Origin of the sequence: Cryobacterium aureum (assembly GCF_002954245.1) — a bacterium.
In the GTDB taxonomy this organism is placed as follows: domain Bacteria; phylum Actinomycetota; class Actinomycetes; order Actinomycetales; family Microbacteriaceae; genus Cryobacterium; species Cryobacterium aureum.
The window spans coordinates 341,825-362,665 of sequence record NZ_PPTG01000029.1; the positions used below are offsets into that span (position 1 = coordinate 341,825).

The 20,841-nt window shown below is 63.4% G+C and carries 12 protein-coding genes; 8 read left to right on the top strand and 4 right to left on the bottom strand.

Going from position 1 to position 20,841, the window contains the following annotated elements; all coding sequences use genetic code 11:
- Positions 1–66: 66 nt before the first annotated feature.
- From CJ028_RS12755 to CJ028_RS12770, 4 genes are all read left to right on the top strand, one after another.
- Positions 67–1,251: an acyl-CoA dehydrogenase family protein gene (locus tag CJ028_RS12755; protein ID WP_105035592.1), complete on the top strand. Its 1,185-nt coding sequence runs from the start codon at positions 67–69 to the stop codon at positions 1,249–1,251.
- Positions 1,252–1,306: 55 nt separating this feature from the next.
- Entirely contained in the window at positions 1,307–2,950 is a 1,644-nt protein-coding gene (locus CJ028_RS12760; protein ID WP_105035593.1) for an AMP-binding protein, read from the top strand.
- Between the two features lie 121 nt (positions 2,951–3,071).
- The gene (locus CJ028_RS12765; protein WP_105035594.1) at positions 3,072–5,606 is read left to right on the top strand and encodes an excinuclease ABC subunit UvrA; all 2,535 of its coding nucleotides are present in this window, start codon (positions 3,072–3,074) and stop codon (positions 5,604–5,606) included.
- A gap of 221 nt (positions 5,607–5,827) precedes the next feature.
- On the top strand, positions 5,828–7,279 hold the full coding sequence (locus tag CJ028_RS12770) for an MDR family MFS transporter (RefSeq protein ID WP_105035595.1): 1,452 nt from the start codon (positions 5,828–5,830) through the stop codon (positions 7,277–7,279).
- Between the two features lie 31 nt (positions 7,280–7,310).
- Here CJ028_RS12770 and CJ028_RS12775 read toward each other — a convergent pair whose 3' ends face one another.
- A complete protein-coding gene (locus CJ028_RS12775; protein ID WP_129590483.1) occupies positions 7,311–7,946 on the bottom strand; it encodes a hypothetical protein in 636 nt (211 codons plus the stop codon).
- 191 nt (positions 7,947–8,137) lie between these two features.
- On the opposite strand from CJ028_RS12775, the gene CJ028_RS12780 reads away from it, so the two are divergent.
- A complete protein-coding gene (locus tag CJ028_RS12780) occupies positions 8,138–9,517 on the top strand; it encodes an MFS transporter (protein WP_105035597.1) in 1,380 nt (459 codons plus the stop codon).
- A gap of 75 nt (positions 9,518–9,592) precedes the next feature.
- Here CJ028_RS12780 and CJ028_RS12785 read toward each other — a convergent pair whose 3' ends face one another.
- Positions 9,593–10,495 carry a LysR family transcriptional regulator gene (locus CJ028_RS12785; RefSeq protein ID WP_105035598.1) on the bottom strand — a complete coding sequence of 301 codons (903 nt, stop codon included), beginning with the start codon at positions 10,493–10,495 and terminating at the stop codon, positions 9,593–9,595.
- Between the two features lie 112 nt (positions 10,496–10,607).
- Between CJ028_RS12785 and mmsB the strand changes: the two genes are divergently transcribed.
- From mmsB to CJ028_RS12800, 3 genes are read left to right on the top strand one after another with little or no spacing between them, the layout of a single operon-like run.
- Positions 10,608–11,504: a 3-hydroxyisobutyrate dehydrogenase gene (mmsB, locus tag CJ028_RS12790; protein WP_105035599.1), complete on the top strand. Its 897-nt coding sequence runs from the start codon at positions 10,608–10,610 to the stop codon at positions 11,502–11,504.
- Between the two features lie 30 nt (positions 11,505–11,534).
- Positions 11,535–13,019: a CoA-acylating methylmalonate-semialdehyde dehydrogenase gene (locus CJ028_RS12795; RefSeq protein WP_105035600.1), complete on the top strand. Its 1,485-nt coding sequence runs from the start codon at positions 11,535–11,537 to the stop codon at positions 13,017–13,019.
- 56 nt (positions 13,020–13,075) lie between these two features.
- The gene (locus CJ028_RS12800; protein WP_205684029.1) at positions 13,076–13,855 is read left to right on the top strand and encodes an EI24 domain-containing protein; all 780 of its coding nucleotides are present in this window, start codon (positions 13,076–13,078) and stop codon (positions 13,853–13,855) included.
- Here the strand turns inward: CJ028_RS12800 and CJ028_RS12805 are convergent.
- Together CJ028_RS12805 and CJ028_RS12810 are read right to left on the bottom strand one after the other, a co-directional pair.
- A complete protein-coding gene (locus CJ028_RS12805; protein ID WP_105035601.1) occupies positions 13,852–14,796 on the bottom strand; it encodes a cytochrome b/b6 domain-containing protein in 945 nt (314 codons plus the stop codon). The genes CJ028_RS12800 and CJ028_RS12805 overlap by 4 nt on opposite strands.
- Before the next feature lie 446 nt (positions 14,797–15,242).
- Positions 15,243–20,720, bottom strand: coding sequence for a DUF3320 domain-containing protein (locus CJ028_RS12810; protein WP_105035602.1), 5,478 nt, complete (start codon positions 20,718–20,720; stop codon positions 15,243–15,245).
- Between the last annotated feature and the right edge of the window lie 121 nt (positions 20,721–20,841).

A 20,841-nucleotide genomic window follows, 5' to 3' on the forward strand; every position in this document is an offset into this window, starting at 1 on the left:
AGTGTCACTTGACGTGAGACTCAGTGTCAGATAGAACTGTAGTCACACCTGCTACCGCGAAAGGCAATGATGCCCGATTACGATGTCTCGGCCCCGCTCGACACCGACTACTACGGCGTTTTCGCTGATGTGCCCGAAGCTGATCGAGCGTTCTGGCGCCGGGCACGTACTTTTGCAGTGGAGACCCTCGACGAGCTGAGCGAGGCCTGGGACAAAGCGGAGTACCCGCTGCACCTGGCTCGCCGCCTGGGCGAACTCGATCTGCTCACCGACGGCGTCGAGGGGCCGGGGCTCACCCCCATGTCACCCCTCGCGGCCGGCCTCGTGAACATGGAGATCTCCCGCGGTGACGGTTCGATGGGTACCGTCGTCGCCGTGCAGGGCGGGCTCGTTCTGCGCAGCATCGCTATGTTTGGCAGTGAAGAGCAGAAAGCTACCTGGTTGGTGCCGCTGGCCCGCGCCGAGAAGCTCGGCGCCTTCGCCCTGACCGAACCCGATCACGGCTCGGACTCGGTGGGCCTGGAGACCACCGCGCACCGTGATGGCGACGAGTGGGTCATCAACGGCGAGAAGAAGTGGATCGGCAACGGCTCGGTCGGTGACGTGACCGTGGTCTGGGCGCGCGACGACGACGGCGACGTGCGCGGTTTCCTGGTGGACCAGGCACTGCCCGGCTATTACGGAGAGACGATGCTCGGCAAGGGCTCACTGCGCGCGGTGCACCAGGCGCGGATCACCCTGACCGACGTGCGAATTCCGCTCGACGCCGTACTGCCGGGTACCCACACCTTCAAGGACACCGCCGTCATTCTGTTCGCCACCCGGCTCGGGGTGGCCTGGTCGGCACTCGGCCACGCCACGGCTGTCTTCGAGGCTGCCCTCAACTATGCGCAGCAGCGCGTGCAGTTCGGCAAGCCCATCGCCGGTTTTCAGATTGTTCAGGAGCGCCTCACTCTCATGCTCTCCGAGCTCACCTCGATGCAGCTGCACTGCATTCGTCTGGCCGAACTCGACGCCGCCGGAACCCTGCGGCCCATCCAGGCTAGCCTCGCGAAGTTTCACAACACCCGCGCGGCCAGGTCCCTCGCCTCGCTCGCCCGCGACATGCTCGGCGGCAACGGAATCCTGCTGGAGAACCACGTCATTCGCCACCTCGCCGACATCGAGTCCATCCACACCTATGAGGGCACCGAGAGCATCCAGTCGCTACTCATCGGTCGCGATCTGACCGGCGTCAGCGCCTTCCGCTAGGTTCGACCTGCACGAGCTCTCGCTTGCATTATCTTTTCGGACAAAGGAGTCCCGCATGATCGACCTGACCCTGAGTACCACAAACTCGCCCAACGACTCGCCGCTCACGCCCATGCGGTTTCTCCAGCGCAGCGCCGAAGTATTCCCGAACAAGGATGCGATCATTTACGGCGCTCGTCGCTACAGCTACCGCGAGTTTGCAGAGGCGGCCGAGGAGCTGGCCCACGCCATCCGTTCCCGGATCACTCCAGGCGATCGGGTTATACTCCTTGCGCCGAATATACCCGAGATGCTCATTGCGCACTACGCTGTTCCACTGGCCGGCGGCGTGCTCGTTGCGCTGAATTCTCGATTGGCCGGGCCCGAGGTGCACTACGTCCTCGAGCACTCGGAGGCCACCCTGCTGTTCATTGACGCCGAGCTGGTGAGTACCGTCGGCGACGCATTTGCGGCATCTGCTGCCCTGAAGGGCGTGATCGAAATCGCCGACGGCGAGTTCGGTATCACCGAAAGTGGACTCGAGGTGGGCCAGCAGTCCCTCGAATTGTTCTTGGCCGAGGCCGACAACGACTCCGCCGAGCCGCTGGCCTGGGAGGTCTCCGACGAACGCTCGGTGATCTCGATCAACTACACCTCGGGCACGACCGGCAAGCCCAAGGGCGTCATGTACTCCCATCGCGGCGCGTACCTCAACTCCTTCGGCGAGGTGTTCCACAACAAGTTCACGAGCGACTCTGTCTACCTGTGGACCCTGCCCATGTTCCACTGCAACGGCTGGTGCACACCGTGGGCGGTCACGGCAGCCGGCGCCACCCACGTCTGCCTGCGCACCGTGCGGGCCGAATCGGTTTGGTCGGCCATTGACACCCTCGGTGTGACCAACCTGTGCGGCGCACCCACGGTGTGCGGCGTCATCGCCAACGCGCCCATGAAACACGTGCTCGAGACACCGCTCTCGATCACCACGGCCGGCGCCCCGCCGCCGCCGAGCGTGATCGAACAGCTCGACGTCCTCGGCATCACGGTCGTGCACGTCTACGGCCTCACCGAGGTCTACGGTCCGAACACGATCTGCGAATACCAGCGCGAGTGGGACGACTTGCCCGGCGACGAACGTGCGCGCAAGATCTCCCGCCAGGGGGTCGGCATGGTGCAGGCCGAATCGGCCCGCATCGTCGACTCCGCCATGGCCGACGTTCCGGCCGACGCGGCGACGATCGGTGAGATTGTGCTGCGCGGCAACAACGTCATGCTCGGCTACTTCAAGGACCCGCAGGCTACAGCGGATGCCTTCCGCGGCGGCTGGTTCCACACCGGCGACCTCGGCGTCATGCATCCAGACGGGTACATCGAGATAAAGGACCGCGCAAAGGACATCATCATTTCCGGCGGCGAGAACATCTCGACCATCGAGGTCGAGAACGCCATGCTCACCCACCCAACCGTGCTCGACGTCGCCGTTGTCGGCATGCCGCACCCCAAGTGGGGCGAGCGACCCAAGGCCTACGTGGTGCTCCGCCCGGACGCCCTGGTCACCGAGGTCGATCTACTCACGCACACCCGCTACCTGATCGCGGCATTCAAGGTGCCCGACTACGTCACCTTCGTCGACGCCCTGCCGCGCACCGCCACCGGCAAGATCATGAAGGTCGTGCTGCGCGAACTGCCCGAAGAAGTCGCTGAACCGGCCGTCTTGTAGCGGGTCGTGCGAGAGTGCGCTGCACGACATCCTCAAGAAGGACGCCGGGCAGGTACGAAGAGCCCACCGCGAGCCAAAACAGCCCTAGCCCCAGACCAGTCGGCAAACTACAGTTGTTAGAATGCCCACTTCCAAGGAAGAGCCAGCCAAGCCCAACCCGTCTTTCACCGGTGACGGCTTTGTGCGGGTGCGTGGCGCCCGCGAGAACAACCTGCGCAATGTGAACGTCGATGTGCCGAGGGATGCGATCGTCGCCTTCACCGGGGTATCGGGCTCGGGCAAATCATCACTCGCATTCGGCACCATCTTTGCTGAGGCTCAGCGCCGTTTCTTCGAGTCTGTCGCGCCGTATGCCCGCCGACTGATTCAGCAGGGCCACACTCCGCGCGTTGATGAGATCACCGGACTGCCGCCCGCCGTCGCTCTGCAACAACGCCGGGGAACACCGAGTTCCCGCTCGAGCGTCGGCACAGTCACCACCCTCTCCAACTCGTTGCGCATGATGTATTCCCGTGCTGGTATATATCCGACGGATGCTGCGGGTCGACTTGATTCAGAATCATTCTCGCCCAACACAGCGATAGGAGCCTGCCCCCGATGCCACGGTCTCGGCATGGCCCACACCGTCACGGAGGCGTCGATGGTTCTCGACCCCACTCTGAGCATTCGGGACGGCGCCATCACCGCCTGGCCCGGCGCCTGGCAGGGCAAGAACCTTCGTGACATCGTCGCCGTTCTCGGGTATGACATCGACATTCCCTGGCAAGAGCTATCGCAGGCCGACCGGGACTGGATCCTCTTTTCCGAAGAGCAGCCAGTGGTCGAAGTCGTGCCACAGCGCGACCGGATCGCAGTGACCTATCAGGGAAGATTTTGGAGTGCAAAAAGCTTTGTGCTGCACACCCTGGCCGACAGCAAGAGCCAAACGATGCGGCAGCGGGTGCTGCGTTATGTCGACACCGGCCCCTGCCCGGACTGCGGCGGCAGCGGCCTCAAGCCCGAAGCCCTCGCCGTAACCGTGGCCGGGCACTCGATCGCCGCACTGAATTCTCTGCCGATGACCGCCCTCGCCGCCATTCTGCGGCCGCTCGTGTCTGGCGATCCGGGTGCGTCGGAGGTCGCCGTCACCCTGGCCGGCGACCTGCTGCGCCGCATCAACGTACTGCTCGATCTAGGCCTGGGCTACCTGGCCCTCGGCCGGTCGACCCCGACGCTTTCTCCAGGTGAGATGCAGCGGCTGCGCATTGCAACACAGCTGCGATCTGGGCTGTTCGGCGTCATCTATGTGCTCGATGAGCCCTCGGCCGGTCTGCACCCAGCCGACGCCGAACCCCTGCTCGACGTACTCGAGCAACTCAAACTCTCGGGCAACTCGGTCTTCGTGGTGGAACACAATATGGACGTGGTTAGCCGTGCCGACTGGGTCGTCGACGTTGGGCCTCGGGCCGGTGAAGGTGGCGGCGACGTGCTCTATAGCGGCCCGACCGCTGGACTGGCCGAGGTTGCGACATCCGTGACACGGCGGTACCTGTTTGCGGACCACCGCGAGCCGGTGGCCCGGGGGGAGTTGCGGCATCCGCTGGGCTGGCTGGAACTGACCAATATCACCCGGCACAATTTGCGCGGGCTGGACGCACAGATTCCGCTCGGGGTACTCACTGCCGTTACCGGCGTCTCAGGGTCAGGCAAGTCGACCCTGGTCAGCCACGTGCTCGCCGAGGCCGTTGGGCTGCATTTGCATCCAGCTCCCGACGATGCACCCGCGCTCGACCTCGGCGACCCGGATGCCGCTGGAGAAGCCGCTGCGGAGGCAGCTGCTGATGCAGCGTCCGGCGAGCGAATTTCCATCGCGCAGGTTACCGGACTGGAAGCCATCGACCGTTTGGTGCAGGTCGATCAGAAGCCGATCGGGCGCACACCGCGGTCAAACCTCGCCACCTACACCGGGCTGTTCGATGCCGTGCGTGCGGCCTTCGCCGCCACAGGTGAAGCCCGGAAGCGCGGTTTCACCGCCTCACGTTTCTCGTTCAACGTGGCCGGTGGCCGCTGTGAAACCTGCCTCGGTGAGGGCTTTGTAGCGGTCGGACTGCTGTTTCTGCCTGGCAGCTACGCGCCCTGCCCGAAATGCGGGGGCTCGCGCTACAACCCCGAGACCCTCGAGGTGACCTACCGCGGCAAGAACGTCGCCGAGGTACTCGGCCTCTCCGTCGACGCGGCGTTGGTCTTTCTCACCGAGGTTCCCGCGGCCGCGCGCAGCCTGGAAACCCTGCGCGAGGTGGGCCTCGGGTACCTGCGCCTCGGTCAGCCCGCCACCGAACTCTCCGGCGGAGAAGCCCAACGCATTAAGCTCGCAACCGAGCTTCAGCGGGCCCGCCGCGGTCACACGCTCTACTTGCTCGACGAACCGACGACCGGATTACACCCGGCCGACGTCGAACTCTTGATGAAGCAGCTTGGGCGCCTCGTCGACGCCGGAAACACCGTCGTTGTAGTTGAACACGATATGGACGTAATCGCCGCCGCCGACTGGGTGATCGACCTCGGCCCGAGCGGAGGAGACCAGGGCGGCCGCATCGTGGCCGCCGGCACCCCTGCCGCCGTGGCCGTGCACCCAACGAGCCGAACCGCCCCCTATCTCGCCCGCCGCCTCGCCTAACTCCCCACACCGCCCTCATCGGTCTCCCTGAGGTTGATTTCAATGAACAGAGCCCAAACGAGCGGCGGCTCGGCCAATTTTGATCTGGCGGAATAATTCACACCCTGCAAAACGCTACACCTGAAGGCGCTCACAGCGAGCCGGCCCGGGGGGTACTCACGGGGCGGGCGGCCCGCTCATTCTCGCATGTCCCCCTTTTCGCACGACCGTCAGGATCAGCTATGACCGCAACAGCCAGCGCCCCCACCACCAAGGCTGAACTACAACCGGATGCCAAGCGCAACCAACTGGTAATCCGTCTCTTGTTGGTCTCGGCATTCGTCGTCATCCTGAACGAGACCATTATGGGTGTGGCGCTACCGCACCTCATGAACGACCTCAGCATCACGGCGACCGCGGCGCAGTGGCTGACCACGGCGTTCATGCTCACGATGGCCGTGGTCATTCCGATCACCGGTTTTCTCATTCAGCGCTTCAACACCCGACCGATCTTCATCGCCGCGATGACGCTGTTCAGCACCGGCACACTTATCGCCGCACTCGCGCCAGGCTTTGAGGTGCTGCTCATCGGGCGCATCGTGCAGGCCAGTGGAACGGCCATCATGATGCCCTTGCTCATGACGACCGTGATGACACTCGTAGCACCGGCTTCCCGCGGCAGGACGATGGGAAACATCTCCATCGTCATCTCGGTCGCCCCAGCCATCGGCCCGACCATCTCCGGCATCATCCTCAGTGTGCTGGACTGGCGCTGGATGTTCATCCTGGTTCTGCCGATCGCCATCGGCGCCCTCGTCCTCGGCGCCTCACACATCCAGAACGTGACGACGCCGCGCACGGTTCCGCTCGACGTTCTCTCCGTCATCCTCTCTGCCTTCGGCTTCGGCGGGTTCGTCTACGGACTCAGCAACCTCGGCGCGGCTCCCGCTGCCGGTTGGCTATCGCTCGGAATCGGCGTGTTCGCCCTCATCCTGTTCGTGCTGCGCCAGCTGCAATTGCAGCGCACCGATCGCGCCCTCCTCGATCTGCGCGTGTTCAAGGCGCGCACGTTCACCCTGTCAATCTCGATGCTCAGCATCAGCATGCTCGCCCTGTTCGGCACCATCATTCTGCTGCCCCTGTACATGCAGAACGTGCTCGGCATGACCGCGCTCTCCACCGGGCTGCTGCTGCTTCCGGGAGGCCTGACCATGGGCCTGCTCGCGCCGTTCGTCGGCCGCCTCTACGACCGCCGTGGCCCGACCATTCTGCTGGTTCCCGGGTCGATCATCGTCAGCGCGGCGTTCTGGACGATGACTATGATGGGCGAGACCACCGAACCGTGGATGCTCATGGTCACCCACATCGGCATGAGCGTCGGCCTGTCACTGCTGTTCACGCCGCTGTTCACGTCGGCGCTTGGCTCGCTCACGCCGAACCTTTACTCCCACGGCAGCGCGGTCGTCGGCACCGTTCAGCAGTTGGCCGGCGCCGTCGGAACCGCACTGTTCATCGCCGTGATGACGTCCCAGTCGGCCGCTCTCATGACGCAAGGCGTCTCCGAGGTCTCGGCGACGGCATCCGGTATTCACGATGCGTTCCTGTGCGGCGCGATTATCTCGCTGTTCGCAATTCCAGCGGCGTTCCTGGTGCGGCGTCCACCGCTCGGTGCGTCGGTGCCCATCGGGCACTAGCCCGCGCATCTGGGCAGTGCAGCACGCTGGTTCAGCGGATGCGCTGGGCCAACACTGCGGGATGGTCCTCCGGCAGTCCGTGCCGCCGGCCGGCCTGCAGCAGCGCGACGTTCTTCTTCTCCCAGCCGCGCAGCGCCTGGCGCAGGGGGTTGATCGCGGCGCTCTCAGCGCAACTGCCGGCCGTGCGACCGCAGGAACACTTCTGCGTCGCTGAGTCGTGGTGCAGCGTTTCGATGCGCCAGATGCCGGCCATGGCCCAGTCGATCTGGCGCCGGGCCAGTTCAGTGTTGCGTTCAGCCCGCTTGACCAGGTCGTTCTGCAACAGGCTCCGCACCCCATCGATCTCGGCCGTGAACTGGCCCGCGATGATGGCGGTGAGCTCACCGATCCGGTCGCGGAGCGCGGTCAGGTCGTTGTCTCGGGCGACGAGTAGGGCATCCGTTTCCGCGATGTAGTCGTCGTGGGTGGTCTCGTTGGCCGCCCAGCGCGCCGCCCACGTCTTCACGTGTTCGAGGTCGCGGCGCTCCGATTTCTCGGCCCCGATGTGGTGCACGCAGTTCAAGCAGACAACTTGATCGCTCAACGACGTGAAGTGAAACGGCTGCGGCGCGAGGCAGCACAAACAGGCCACTTCAACGTCGACGTGCAACGGATACGCGTGCGTCACGGTTGCTCCCACCTCACTCTCGTAGCTTCGAGAATACCGGTGCCGCATTTGTTCCCCGGAACACTCTGTGCATTTCTGCACGTCACGCCTGTGAGAATCGCCTTTGACAGCCTCCAACGCGAAGCGCAGGCTAAGACCAGCCAGACGACGTGCACGCACGTTGTGTCAATGACGACACCAGGGGGAATCCCATGAGCCCGACCAGATCCGACACTCGAAACGATCCGCAGTCATCCGGACTGAAAAAGGTCGTTGCGGCCTCCATGGCCGGCACGGTCGTCGAATGGTACGAATTCTTTCTTTACGCCTCGGCGGCCACCCTGGTCTTCGGCACTCTGTTTTTTCCGAACGCCGGCACCGAGCTCGAGGGCATCATCGCGGCCTTCGCCACCTACGCCGTCGGTTTTTTGGCTCGCCCGATCGGCGGAATCGTGTTCGGTCACTTCGGCGACAAGTTCGGCCGCAAACGCCTGCTCCAATTCAGCCTCGTACTTGTTGGGGTGGCCACTTTTCTGATGGGCTGCCTGCCGACGTTCCAGCAAATCGGCTACCTCGCACCGGTACTGCTCGTGCTCCTGCGTTTCATTCAGGGCTTCGCCGTCGGCGGCGAATGGGGCGGCGCCGTGCTGCTGGTGGCCGAGCACAGCCCGCCGAAGTCGCGCGGCTTCTGGGCCAGCTGGCCCCAGTCCGCCGTGCCCATGGGCAACCTGCTGGCCACCGCAGTGCTGTTCGTACTCGCCTCCACCCTCTCCGATGAAGCCTTCCTGAGCTGGGGCTGGCGTGTGGCCTTCTGGCTTTCCGCGGTGATCGTGCTCATCGGCTACTACATTCGCACCAAGGTCAGCGATGCTCCCATCTTCCTCAAGGCGCAAAAGGAGGTCGTTGCGGGCGACAAGGGCTTTGGCATCATCGAGGTCTTCCGCCGTTACCCGCGCGGGGTGTTCACCGCGATGGGCCTGCGCTTCGCCGAGAATATTCTCTATTACCTCGTCGTGGTCTTCTCGATCACTTATTTGAAGATCATCGTTGAAATGGACACCTCCCGCGTTCTGCTGCTCCTGCTCATCGCCCACGCGATTCACTTCATCGTCATTCCGCTCGTCGGCCACCTGTCCGACCGAGTGGGCCGCCGCCCGGTGTACTTCGTGGGCGCCGTGCTCGCCGGTACTTGGGGCTTCTTCGCCTTTCCCATGATGGACACCGCGAACGACTTCATCATCATTGTCGCGATCATGATGGGCCTGCTCTTTCACGCCCTCATGTATGCCGGCCAACCCGCCATCATGGCCGAAATGTTCCCCACCCGCATGCGCTACTCCGGCGTCTCTCTCGGCTACCAGGTCACCTCGGTCATCGCGGGCTCGATCGCTCCGATCATCGCCGTGAGCCTGCTCTCCACCTTCAAGTCCTCGGTGCCGGTGGCCATCTACCTCGCAGCGGCCTGCCTGGTCACGGCCCTTGTCGTGCTCACCCTCAAGGAAACGCGCGGACTCTCCCTGCACGACATTGACGCAGCGGATGCCGCCGAATCGGCCGATCGCGCCACCCACGCCGAGGTCGCACGCCGGTAGCGCCTCGCTGCCTGTGGCGGTCCGTTTCAGTGATCGGGCCGCCATTTCCGCACCGGCGGGGCATCCACTCGTTGGTCACTCGCTGAAGGCGGCCGGTCGGTTCGCGATCTCCAGGGTGATCGACTCGATAGCGGCGCGCACCACGGGCGAGCGCAACGACTCCGCCCGCACGACGGCCCAGATCGGCAGTTGACGCTGAAAGTCGGCGCGCAACACGGGCACGAATTCCGGCCGGTCGTGAACCAGAAAATTCGGCAGCAGCCCGATACCGGCACCGGCCTGCACCGCCTCCAGCTGCGCGAACAGGCTAGTCGCCTGAAACGTCGTGGCCGGTTCCGGCAGCTCGGAGGAGCGATAGCCCAGGTCGGTCACGAGCAGGGCACTCTCGACGTATGACACGAAACTGTGCGCCGCAACGTCGTCGAGGGTGCGGGGCACGCCGCGGCCCCGCAGATACTCGCGGCTGGCGTACAGCCGCAGAAAATAGTTGGTGAGGAACATCGCCTGCGCGTTGTTGACATCGTTGCGGCCGGCCACGATTTCCAGGTCGACGCCCGACCGGTTCTGGCTCACCTTGCGGGTGGCGCTGAACATCTCGATATTGATGCGTGGGTGGCTCTGCTGCAGTTTCACGAGTGCCGGCGTGACGATCTCCGCCCCGAATCCGTCGATGGTGCTGATGCGCAGCAGCCCCGAAAGCGGGTCGGTCTGGCTAATGGCCGTAGCGAGGGTGCCGAGTCGATCTTCGATCGCCTCGGCCGCACTGACCGCGTGCCGGCCGAGCTCGGTGAGCTCCCAGCCGTGCGGGCTGCGCTCGAGCGTGCGACCGCCCAGCTCCGCATCGAGCGCGAGGATGCGCCGCGAGATGGTCGTGTGGGTGGTCCCGAGCGCCTCGGCGACCGCGTTGAAGCGGCCCAGTCTGGCCACGGTGAGCAGCACGAGCAGATCGTTCGGGCTCGGAAGCTGGTGTGAACTCACGGATCAGTCCTCTCGAGCGTGTGCATCTGCGCACATACCCCCTGTGAAATATTGCCTTGATTGCACTCTATCCGGCTGCGAAGGTGGGGGGACACAAGCAAGGGAGCTGCGAATGTCAGTAATCGCATGGATCGGGTTGGGCAACATGGGCGGGCCCATGTCCGCCAATATGGTGGCCGCCGGCCACGAGGTGCGCGGGTTCGATGTGAATCCGGATGCCGTAGCCACCGCCGTCGCAGCGGGCGTCACAGCCGCCGCTGGCATCAGGGAAGCCGTCGCGGGCGCCGACGTCGTCTTCACCATGCTGCCGAAGGGCGAGCATGCGCGTGCCGTCTACTTCGGCGATGACGGCGTGCTGGCCACGGCCGACACGGGCACCCTGCTGGTGGACTCGTCAACGATCGACATCGAGACCGCCCAGACCCTGCACGATGCAGCAGCGGCCGCCGGCTTTCGCTTCGTCGACGCCCCGGTCTCTGGCGGCATGAGCGGTGCCACCGCCGGAACGCTCACCTTCATGATCGGCGGCGATGCTGATGCCGTCAGCGACGCCACCACGTTCATCGAGCCGATGGCGGCGAACATAATTCCGACTGGCGGCGCCACGACCGGCCAGGCCGCGAAGATCTGCAACAATCTCATGCTGTTCATCAACCTCGCCGCGACGGCGGAGGGCGCTGTTTTAGCCGAGCGGCTGGGACTGGACAAGCAGGTTTTCTGGGATATCGCATCCGTTTCGTCGGGTGACAGCTGGGCGCTGCGTACCTGGTATCCGATCAAGGATGTTGTCGCGACGGCCGCCTCCAACCGGGATTTCGCCCCGACGTTCACCGCAACGCTCGCGAGCAAGGACATCGGGCTGGCGATCGCTGCGGCCCGCGCCACCGAAACGCCGCTTGAGATCGGCGAGCACGTCGCCGAGCTGTTTCAGCGGCTGATCGACGAGGGCGAGGGCGGCAAGGACTGCTCCATGATCGTCAAACTCGTCGACGGTTCCCTGCACGCCTGAACCATTTTATCCACCAGAAAGAGTACTGTCATGCAAACAATTCCCCACTACATCAACGGCCAGCGCATCGAGTCGGCCGAACGGTTCGGTCCCGTGTTCAATCCGGCCACCGGCATACAGGAGAAACAGGTCGTGCTGGCTTCCCGCGCGGTCGTGATCGACGCCATCGAATCGGCCCAGGCCGCCCTGCCCGAGTGGCGAGCCAGCACGCTGGCCAAGCGCACGGCCATCTTCTTCAAGGTGCGCGAGTTGCTCGCCGAGCGTACAAGCGAGCTCGCCGCAATTCTCACGAGTGAGCACGGCAAGGTGCTCTCCGACGCCGCCGGCGAGATCACCCGCGGGCTCGAAAACATCGAATTCGCCACCGGCCTCGCGCACATGCTCAAGGGCGACTTCTCCCAGCAGGTCTCCCACGGAATAGACGTGCACTCGGTGCGCCAGGCCGTCGGCGTCGTCGCCTGCGTCACCCCGTTCAACTTTCCGGCCATGGTCCCGCTGTGGATGATCGGCAGCGCCCTCGCCTGCGGCAACACCGTGCTGCTCAAGCCAAGCGAGAAGGACCCGTCGTCGGCGATCTTCATTGCTGAGATCTTCACGGAGGCCGGCCTGCCCGCCGGCGTGCTCAACGTGGTGCAGGGCGATAAGGAGGCCGTCGACGAGCTGCTCGACAACCCTGCCGTCAAGGCAATCAGCTTCGTCGGATCCACCCCGATCGCCAAGACCATCTACAACCGGGCCGCCGCGAACGGCAAGCGGGTACAAGCGCTCGGCGGCGCCAAGAACCACATGGTCGTGCTGCCGGACGCCGACCTGGAGATGACAGCGGATGCCGCGATCAACGCCGCCTACGGATCCGCCGGGGAGCGCTGCATGGCCGTGAGCGTGCTCGTGGCCGTCGGCGGCATCGCCGACGGCCTCGTCGCCGCGATCGAGCAGCGCATGAATAAGCTCCGTGTCGGCCCCGGAACCGATCCGGCCTCGCAGATGGGCCCGCTGATCACCGGAGAACACCGCGACCGGGTCGCCTCCTACCTGGCCGGTGCCGAGGCGGCCGGCGCCACGATGGTCGTCGACGGCCGGAGCCAGAACTTCGACAGCGATGGGTTCTTTCTCGGTGTCAGTCTGATCGACCACGTCACGCCTGGAATGAAGGTCTACGACGATGAGATCTTCGGCCCGGTGCTTTCGGTCGTGCGGGTTGACACTTTCGACGAGGCCGTGAAGCTCGTCAACGAGCACGAGTTCGGCAACGGTGTCGCCCTGTTCACGAGGGACGGCGGGGCGGCCCGGCAGTTTGAGTTCGAGATCGAAGCGGGCATGGTCGGCATCAACGTGCCCATTCCGGTCCCGGTCGGATCGTTCTCGTTTGGCGGGTGGAAGAACTCGCTGTTCGGTGACGCGCATATGTATGGGCCGGACAGCATCCGCTTTTATACCCGCGCCAAGGTCGTCACGACCCGCTGGCCCGACCCGGCCACTTCGGAAATCGACCTCGGTTTTCCGCAGATGGCCTGAGTGAGTCGGGTCCCCGGTTTGTGGGGGACCCGACCTTGGCGGGTTAGGGTGTGGGAGTGCCGCCTTCGACCCGCCCCACCGCCACGCGCGAGTTCTTCGCCGGAGCCGGTTTTCTCGGTAGCGGCCTCAGAATGTGGATCACGTCGCCGCGCCTCATGCTACTCGGCGCCCTGCCGGCGTTCATCGTCGGCATTGCGTACGTCGCTGGCATCGTGCTGCTGCTAGTCAACCTCGAGGTCATCGCAGTGGGGATCAGTCCGTTCGCGAGCGGCTGGGGAGAGCCGTGGCGCACGGGAATGCGGGTCGTGGCCGGCGCGGCGGTCGCGGCCGCCGGTATTCTCCTATTGGCATATACCTTCGTGGCGGTGACTCTCGCCGTCGGCGACCCCTTCTATGAGCGCATCTGGCGCGCGGTCGAGACCACCCTCGGCGATGCGCCGGTCGAACCCGAGCGCGGCCTGCTGCGCAGCATTCTGCGCTCGGTGGCCGACGCCCTGCGACTGATCGGCCTGGCCGTCGGGGTCGCTATGCTGCTGCTCGTCTGCGGCCTGATCCCCGGGCTCGGCCAGCTGGTCGCTCTCGTTCTCGGCGCGCTGTTCGGCGGCTGGATCCTCACCCTCGAACTCACCGGCTTCGCCTTCGACGCCCGTGGCTTCACCCTCAAACAGCGACGACGGATGCTTCGCGCCCGCCGCCCGCGCAGCCTCGGTTTCGGCGTGCTCACCTACCTGTTGTTCCTAATTCCAGGCGCGGCCGTCATCGTCATGCCGGCGGCCGTGGCCGGCGCGGCCATGCTCAGCCGCGACGTTCTCGCATCGAGAGTGGAACCGGTTTAGCGCTTGCGGTGAATGATGCGACCGCTGCGCGCCGCGATCGCACGCACGACCGCAGGACGCGCGCCAACCCAGATCCCGGCCGTGACGAGCACGGCCCCGACGAAGATCCAGACGCCGAGCCAGCCACCGTCATTGCGCGCCGCGTACATGTGGTTGAGGTTGGCGCGAGCGCCGGTCGTGAGCACGAGGGTCACATGCACGACGATGAACGCCACGAAGAAGATCAGCACCGCGAAGTGCAGCTTGCGCGCCACGGGCAGGGGAAAGACATGGTCGAGCCGGCGGAACCGCGCGGACAGGCCCGGTGACATGCGCAGGCCGGTCACCAGGGCGATCGGCGCCGCGATGAAGATCACGACGAAGTAGCTGAGCAGCTGCAGGGCGTTGTAGTGCACCCAGCCGGAGTCGGTCGGCCAGTTAAGCGAGGCATACTGCAGCCCGGCCGATATCGCGTTGGGAAAGACGTCCCAGTTGGTGGGCACGACGCGCAGCCACTGACCGGTCACGAACAACAGAACGTAAAAGAGGATGCCGTTGATCATCCACAGGGTGTCGAAGACGATGTGCTGCCAGAGATGCAGGGTGATCCTAATCGGAGGATTTTTGGTGCGGAGCAGCCCGGTGTTCGTACGCGTCCAAAAAATGGTCGGACGCTTGGTCGTGCGCACCTGCCATCCGGTGCGTATGACAAACAGTATGAAGAAGGCGTTGAGCCCGTGTTGCCAGGCCAGCCAAGCCGGAATTCCCACCGGGGTAGCAGCTAGATGGGTCGAGGTTCCGGGGTACGTCAGTACGAACGACTCCACCACCGGAAGGGTACGCAGCCCGTTCGCCGCGAGCACCACGAGGGTCAGAGCGACCAGCACGGCCGGCACGATCCAGGCCAGCCGCAGCCACCGGTTCGGCCGAACCAAGTTCAGCCGGGAAGCACCCGTCGTCATCGCGATCCGTTCCCGCCCGGGCGGAATCCCGCAGCGTCTCCGCAAGGCTACTTGTCTGCCCGGCAGCGGTGTCTATCCGTGACGCGGCAGGTCACATTTCCAGCGGCGACAGCCGAACACTATGTGCCATAACGACACAGGGCCTTCGATTTCTCGAAGGCCCTGACTGTTCGCCTGGATTGAGCGGCTAACCGCTGCCAATCCGCAGTGGGTGTTTCAGTTTATTCGAGAGCCCTTGCTATCGCTGGGGACTGAGAGGCAGTTTCCGGTCCCGCGGACGCGCGATTCCCGGCTAAGCCGGAATTCATTCCAGCAACTCCCCTACTTCCGCGCTATCACTGGGAGTTCCGGCCATTCGAGGCGACGCATCCTTGTCGGGACGAGCAGATATTGTCAGCCCTGCCGGGCCGGCTCGCCCGGCCAAAGACGTTGCTTCAGAGACGACTTCAGCGCTTGTCAAGCGTGAGGCGCAAGTCCGTCTCTCGGAGATCCTCCGATGCGACTAGACGGTCGATCGCTCCCGCGATCACCGCCGCTATCGCTACTGACGTACGGTTCCACCCCAGGGCCCGTGACACTGCTTCGACCACATCAGGCCGGCTTGCGCCGGCCGCGTCACGCACGACGCAGTGCACCGCCAGTTCAATTTCAAGGGCATGAACTTGGTCGATGGACCGCGCTTGGAATGGAGTTGACATCCTGACCTCGCTCAACGGCGTCGTTCCGAACACCAGGAAGTCTCCGTCCACATTGACATCAGCCAGTTGGACCGCACGCTGCAGCGTCGCCCGGATGCGATGCCCCACACGTCCGATGCCCGCATTCTCACGCAAGCGTGTACTCAGCACTTCAAAGTGCACTGGGCTCTCGGCCTCGACAACTCGTTGGACGAACGGGACGATGTGGCGCGCGTTGGCCGTTTCACCCAGCTCAATCCCGAAGGGGAAATTCCCACGTTCCGCCGTCTTATAGGGCACGAGCCACTCAGGCACGCTGACAGGCGAGGAGTCACGTTCTTCGACGACATTAGGCAACTTTCGAAGCTGCTGCCGGGCCACGAGCCGCCCAGAAATTGGCGCTTTGCTGCGCGCTTCGAGGAGTTCCTTCAGTCGTGCGATTTCGCGATCCCTGTTTCGGTACCAGGCGGTTCCCCAAATGTGGTAAATCTGCCAGCCGAGTCCTTCCAACACCTCGTGTCGAAGACGATCTCGGTCTCGAGCCGTTCGAGAGGAGTGGTACATAGCACCGTCGCATTCCACGCCAAGCATGAATACGCCTGGCGAATCCGGGTGTTTCACTCCAATGTCGATGCGGAAGCCCGCCACCCCGACCTGGGGCTGCACGTCATATCCCCAGCTCCGGATGGCATCGATTACCGAATCCTCGAATGGCGAGTCCGTTCCGCGGCCCTCAGGCCCGAGTTCAAGCGTTAGCGCCTTCGTCCCTCGCTCTGCGAAGTCAAGGTATCGCCGCAGGTGCCGGCTACCTTCGCTGGCAGTTTCACCGATTTGAGAAGCTGTCATCGACGAGACGACCTCAACGAGCTGTCGGGCTCGGGTGATCGCGACATTCAGGCGCCGTTCCCCACCCTTTCGATTGATAGGCCCAAAGTTCCGATAGACCTTCCCCGACTCATCCGGGCCGTATCCGATCGACAGGATAATGACGTCGCGCTCGTCGCCCTGAACCTCCTCGAGGCTCTTGACGAAGAGGCCATCGAGGCGATCGTCCTGGAAGAATCGATCTAGATCTGGGCGCTGGGAGCGGGCAACAGATATGGCGTTGTCGATACTGTCCCGCTGAGCGGCAGAGAAAGCGACAACTCCCAGACTCGCCTTGGGTCGCGTGTCGAAGTGGTTGATCACTCTCTGGGCCACGGCCAGGGCTTCTTTGGGGTTGTCCTGCCCGTTCGACCTTCTGTACACGCCGTCGATCAGATGGAACTTGACTCCGAGGTTCTCGTCTTCATCGACTGCCCCGGGGAAAGTCACGAGACGCCCCTCATAGAACGAGTGGTTGCTGTACGCGATGAGGTGCTCATGGCGGCTACGGTAGTGCCACCGCAATGTCATGCTGTTGAAGCCCCCACTTGACTTCATCAGGTCCAGGATCGATTCATAGTCATTGGCTAGGTCGTCTTCGTCGTCATCCTCGTCGATGGCGATGCCGGCGGCGAAGAACGATGTCGGCGGAAGCTGACGTTGGTCACCAGCGGTAATGAGCGCCTTCCCCCGGTAGATGCAGTTGATCGCGTCGCCGGGAGTGACCTGACTCGCCTCATCAAAAATGACGACGTCGAATTCAATGTCACTGGGAAGGTATTGCGACACCGCGAGCGGACTCATCATGAAACACGGGTGGATCGCCTGAATCACGTCGCGCGCCTGGTCGACGAGTTCCCGAACGGCTATATGACGACGTTTTTTCTCTCCTTCGCGTCGGATGAGAGCAGACTGGCCGTAGCCCGTCTTCGGGCGTCTGGCGACCGCCACCTGGACAATTTCATTGCTCGCGTCGTCGATGAGTTCGCGATCGATCTTCCTGAACTCGGTGACCAAATCGTCACGATTTTCGCCGAATTTGCCGCCGAATCGGGAGTCATATCGGAGGTGATAGTTGACCCAGTGACGTAGCGTTGCCTGCTCGATGCGGTCAGCGACGACATCTGCGGCCACGTCGGATCTCAGAAGGGCGTCAACAACGTTGCCGACGCCAAGTTCGGTGAGCCGTGTGCGCGCGGCGTGCGCGGCAAGCCATGACTCTGGTCCGTTCCCGTCTGCGAGGAGGTCGCCCAAGAGCGTGTCGCCGCGGAGCCGGTCGTCCAACTCCGATTCCAACAGGGCCGCGCGCGGGGAAGCGAAGTGCTTCTTGAGAGCAGCAAGTCTCAGCTCCCACTCGCCGCCGTTGGCCGCGACGCCATCGGGTGTGTTCGCTGTAGATAAAGCGGCAAGCTGGTCATTCGTGAGGGCTCGGACAATGCCGTGGTCCGCGACGGCCGCTTGAACGTCGAGCGTCCACTTGAGTTTGTCCTTGAGCGTCGAAACGTGCTCTGGGCCGAGGTCGACCCCGGCAAGTGAAAGGGTTGGCGCCAGTCTGGCCTGGATAGCTTCGAATTGCTGGACTTTCGCGTCGGCGGTGATGCGGGCCTGTGCTGAGTCCCAGGCTTGGCCTATCGGCGGGTCATTGTCGAGCCCAATCGCGATGTGTCGAAGTTCGCCTTCGATTCTCGACGCTTCTCGTTCGCTCTCCTTCATGAGAACGCGAGCCGCGTCGGGAGCGCCTTCGCCGACTTCAAGCGGCACGTGGAGGATGCCGGCAGAAGCAACGTCGCGCCATTGCGCCAGCTGCCCGATGAGGAGTTCAGCCTGGGCCGCGGTCAACGCGCGCGTGGCGTCGTCATTGAGGGCTCGATGGAGGGCGATGGGATCTGAAATCTCCGCCGACGAGAGGACGACCTGGGCGGCCTCAAACGCTTGTCCGGTTTCGGACCAGCCCTCATTTGTCACCGAGTATCGCCCGAGTACGCGGGCGTACTGGGTCTCGAGCGAGGAATGAGTCTCTCTAGCTTCTTGCCAGGCGGAAGCGAGTGGGAGCTTCGAAATAGACATCTTGGCGGATTCAGTCGCGACTCCAGCGATCGTTCGGCGAACTTCCTTTGCTTCGCGACCAAAACGCCGGGTGAAGGAGGCCGTAGCTTTGACGCTGGCGGCGAGGGCTGTCACGTCCAATGCTTGAATACCGTCCGTGAAATATTCACGTGCGGATGCTGCAGCCTCCAGTTCCTGCTGAATTGACGCTCGAAGAGCACGAGCGCCGTCCCTGACCGAGTCGAGAGCCTCTTGAGAGGTCAGCCAATCGGCGTTTGGCCTGTTCTTCATGAGTACCGCGTGGACGGCCGCACCGAATGCATCGAGGCCCGCGATGAATTGCGGAGCTCGTAGTCCAACTAGTTCGGATAACACCGCGGTGGTTGCGATCAGAGCGGACACTATCGCTGCACCGTCTGCGGAGGCGCTTCTGGCCTGCTTCAGCTGACTCAGCCGCAGCGCCTCAGCTCCCGGCAGGACCGTTGCCAAACTGGTGTCGATGCGTCGGTCAATCGTTGGAATTGGGATGTCGCGCCAATTGGGACCGCAAAGCAACTCAGTGGCTGAGTCAACAGCCATGAAGTCTGCCACCGCCCCGGCGTATTCTTCCACCGAGTTGGTGAGCCCCGGCATATCCTGGTTCAGAAGCCAATCGGGACTGTGGCCTGCCTCATTCCGATGCCAAATCACAAGGAGTTCGACCGTACGCTTCCACGTCGACGTTGCCGCAAACCCGAAGTATTGCCGGCCAGGCAAGACCGCTTCGAGGGACTGGTGAAGGGCGCGGAGGGCACCACGGGCCGTTTCGAGGTCGTAGCGAAGCGATTCCGTCTCTTCAAGACCCCACCAAGGGTCATTATTGCCCCGTCGGATTACGTCCCAGTTGTCGGCGGCCCTGATTGCTTCCTTCTTTATTTCGGCCAATTGGGTTGGATGAAGTTCTCTAGCTTTGAATTCAGGCGCCGGCGATTCGCCGGACGCTGCAATCGCTTCGAGCGAGCCGAGCACTTCGTGGACGGTCAATTCGAGCGGAGCTCGAACCTCGTTCATAGCCTCGGCGTAGTCGTTGAGCGTTCCGCGGAGCTCCGTAGAACGCATTCGCGTGATCGGTTTGGGGCGGCCGACAGGAACCGGTTTGACGTCAAGTGCTCCAGCAAGTCGCGCCGCTACTTCACTTCTGACGGCCCGATGACTGTGCAGTTCAAAGAGGAAAGAACCGAGACCACGCTCATCAAGCCGATCCCGCACAACATCCAGCGCGACGACCTTCTCAGAAACGAAGAGCACCCGCTTCCCGTCGCTGATGAGCGCCGCAATAATATTCGCGATCGTCTGGCTTTTTCCCGTCCCTGGTGGGCCGTCTAGAACGAAACTCTTCCCCTCACGCGCGGCAGCGATCGCGGCTCGTTGGCTCGAGTCCGCGTCAAGCACTAACGGAGCGGACTCCGGCGGAGCCAACTCGTCAATTCGATCATCTCCGAGCATGTCAAAAGCGAACTGTTCCACTAGTCCCGATTGTGAATTCGCGATGACTTGCAGAATGGGGCTTTCGAGAATCCGGTCTTCGTTGGTTTCGAGATCCCGGAACATCGCCTCCTTCGCGAACATGAAGTTCGACAGCACGGCAAGTTCTTCGACTTCCCAACCCTCCGGAAGCTGGAGGGCACGGAAGAGATCCAGCGCAGCAGAAAGGCCACTCGCCTCGATCGCCTCGTCCAGGACTTCGATCGCAGGCAATTCCAAACCGAACTCGCGAAGCTTCAGGGCAAGCGCGGGGTTGCCGGCGCGATCTTCCGAAGACAGGTAGAGACGATGCGGCTGCCTGGGTCCATCGCTTCGCAGCTCGACCGGGACGAACAGGAGTGGACTTCTCCGCGAATCCCCTGAATCGTCCACCCATTTGAGTGCCCCGAACGCAATGTAAAGGATGTTCAGGCCCTTGTCCAAGAACTCCCGCTTGGCAGCGTTTGCTAGGTTCTTGAGAGCGCGGTCCACATCGCGCTGCGTCTTGTCAGCGAATAGCTGCGCGGGAAACGCTTCGTAGTTGAAGGCCTCAATGACGTCGAGAACTTGGTCCTCGAGTTGAGATTCATCATCATCGGTCTCGTCGAGGACTACTGTGCGTTTTGCAGGGGCCGGAGGTTTCGTGCCAATTGCGAAGACACCATCGTTACCCGAGACTAGGTCGAAGACCTCTTCCGGTGTGTGACGGACGAATTCGAGGGTAGAAGATCTCGTCGGACGGTAGTTGAGGAGACGATTCCTGCCGCCCATGTTGACGAGGGATTCCCGCCATTGCCGCAGTGCGCTCTTCAGCTTCTCCTGATTGTCGTCCACGGAAAGCTCCTAACCCCTTGGTTCCCTTGCTAGACCTGACGATAGTGTGTGCCAGCCAACACACCAGACGACCACGCCAACCGGCGGCATTCCACCCAGCGGTTCTGATGGCGAGCGAGCT

What these genes read in the sequence shown, in the direction of transcription:
- CJ028_RS12805 (WP_105035601.1), bottom strand. Translation starts at nt 14,796, where the DNA reads ATGACGACGGGTGCTTCCCGGCTGAACTTGGTTCGGCCGAACCGGTGG.
- CJ028_RS12780 (WP_105035597.1), top strand. Translation starts at nt 8,138, where the DNA reads ATGAGCCCGACCAGATCCGACACTCGAAACGATCCGCAGTCATCCGGA.
- CJ028_RS12755 (WP_105035592.1), top strand. Translation starts at nt 67, where the DNA reads ATGATGCCCGATTACGATGTCTCGGCCCCGCTCGACACCGACTACTAC.
- CJ028_RS12770 (WP_105035595.1), top strand. Translation starts at nt 5,828, where the DNA reads ATGACCGCAACAGCCAGCGCCCCCACCACCAAGGCTGAACTACAACCG.
- CJ028_RS12765 (WP_105035594.1), top strand. Translation starts at nt 3,072, where the DNA reads ATGCCCACTTCCAAGGAAGAGCCAGCCAAGCCCAACCCGTCTTTCACC.
- CJ028_RS12795 (WP_105035600.1), top strand. Translation starts at nt 11,535, where the DNA reads ATGCAAACAATTCCCCACTACATCAACGGCCAGCGCATCGAGTCGGCC.
- mmsB (WP_105035599.1), top strand. Translation starts at nt 10,608, where the DNA reads ATGTCAGTAATCGCATGGATCGGGTTGGGCAACATGGGCGGGCCCATG.
- CJ028_RS12760 (WP_105035593.1), top strand. Translation starts at nt 1,307, where the DNA reads ATGATCGACCTGACCCTGAGTACCACAAACTCGCCCAACGACTCGCCG.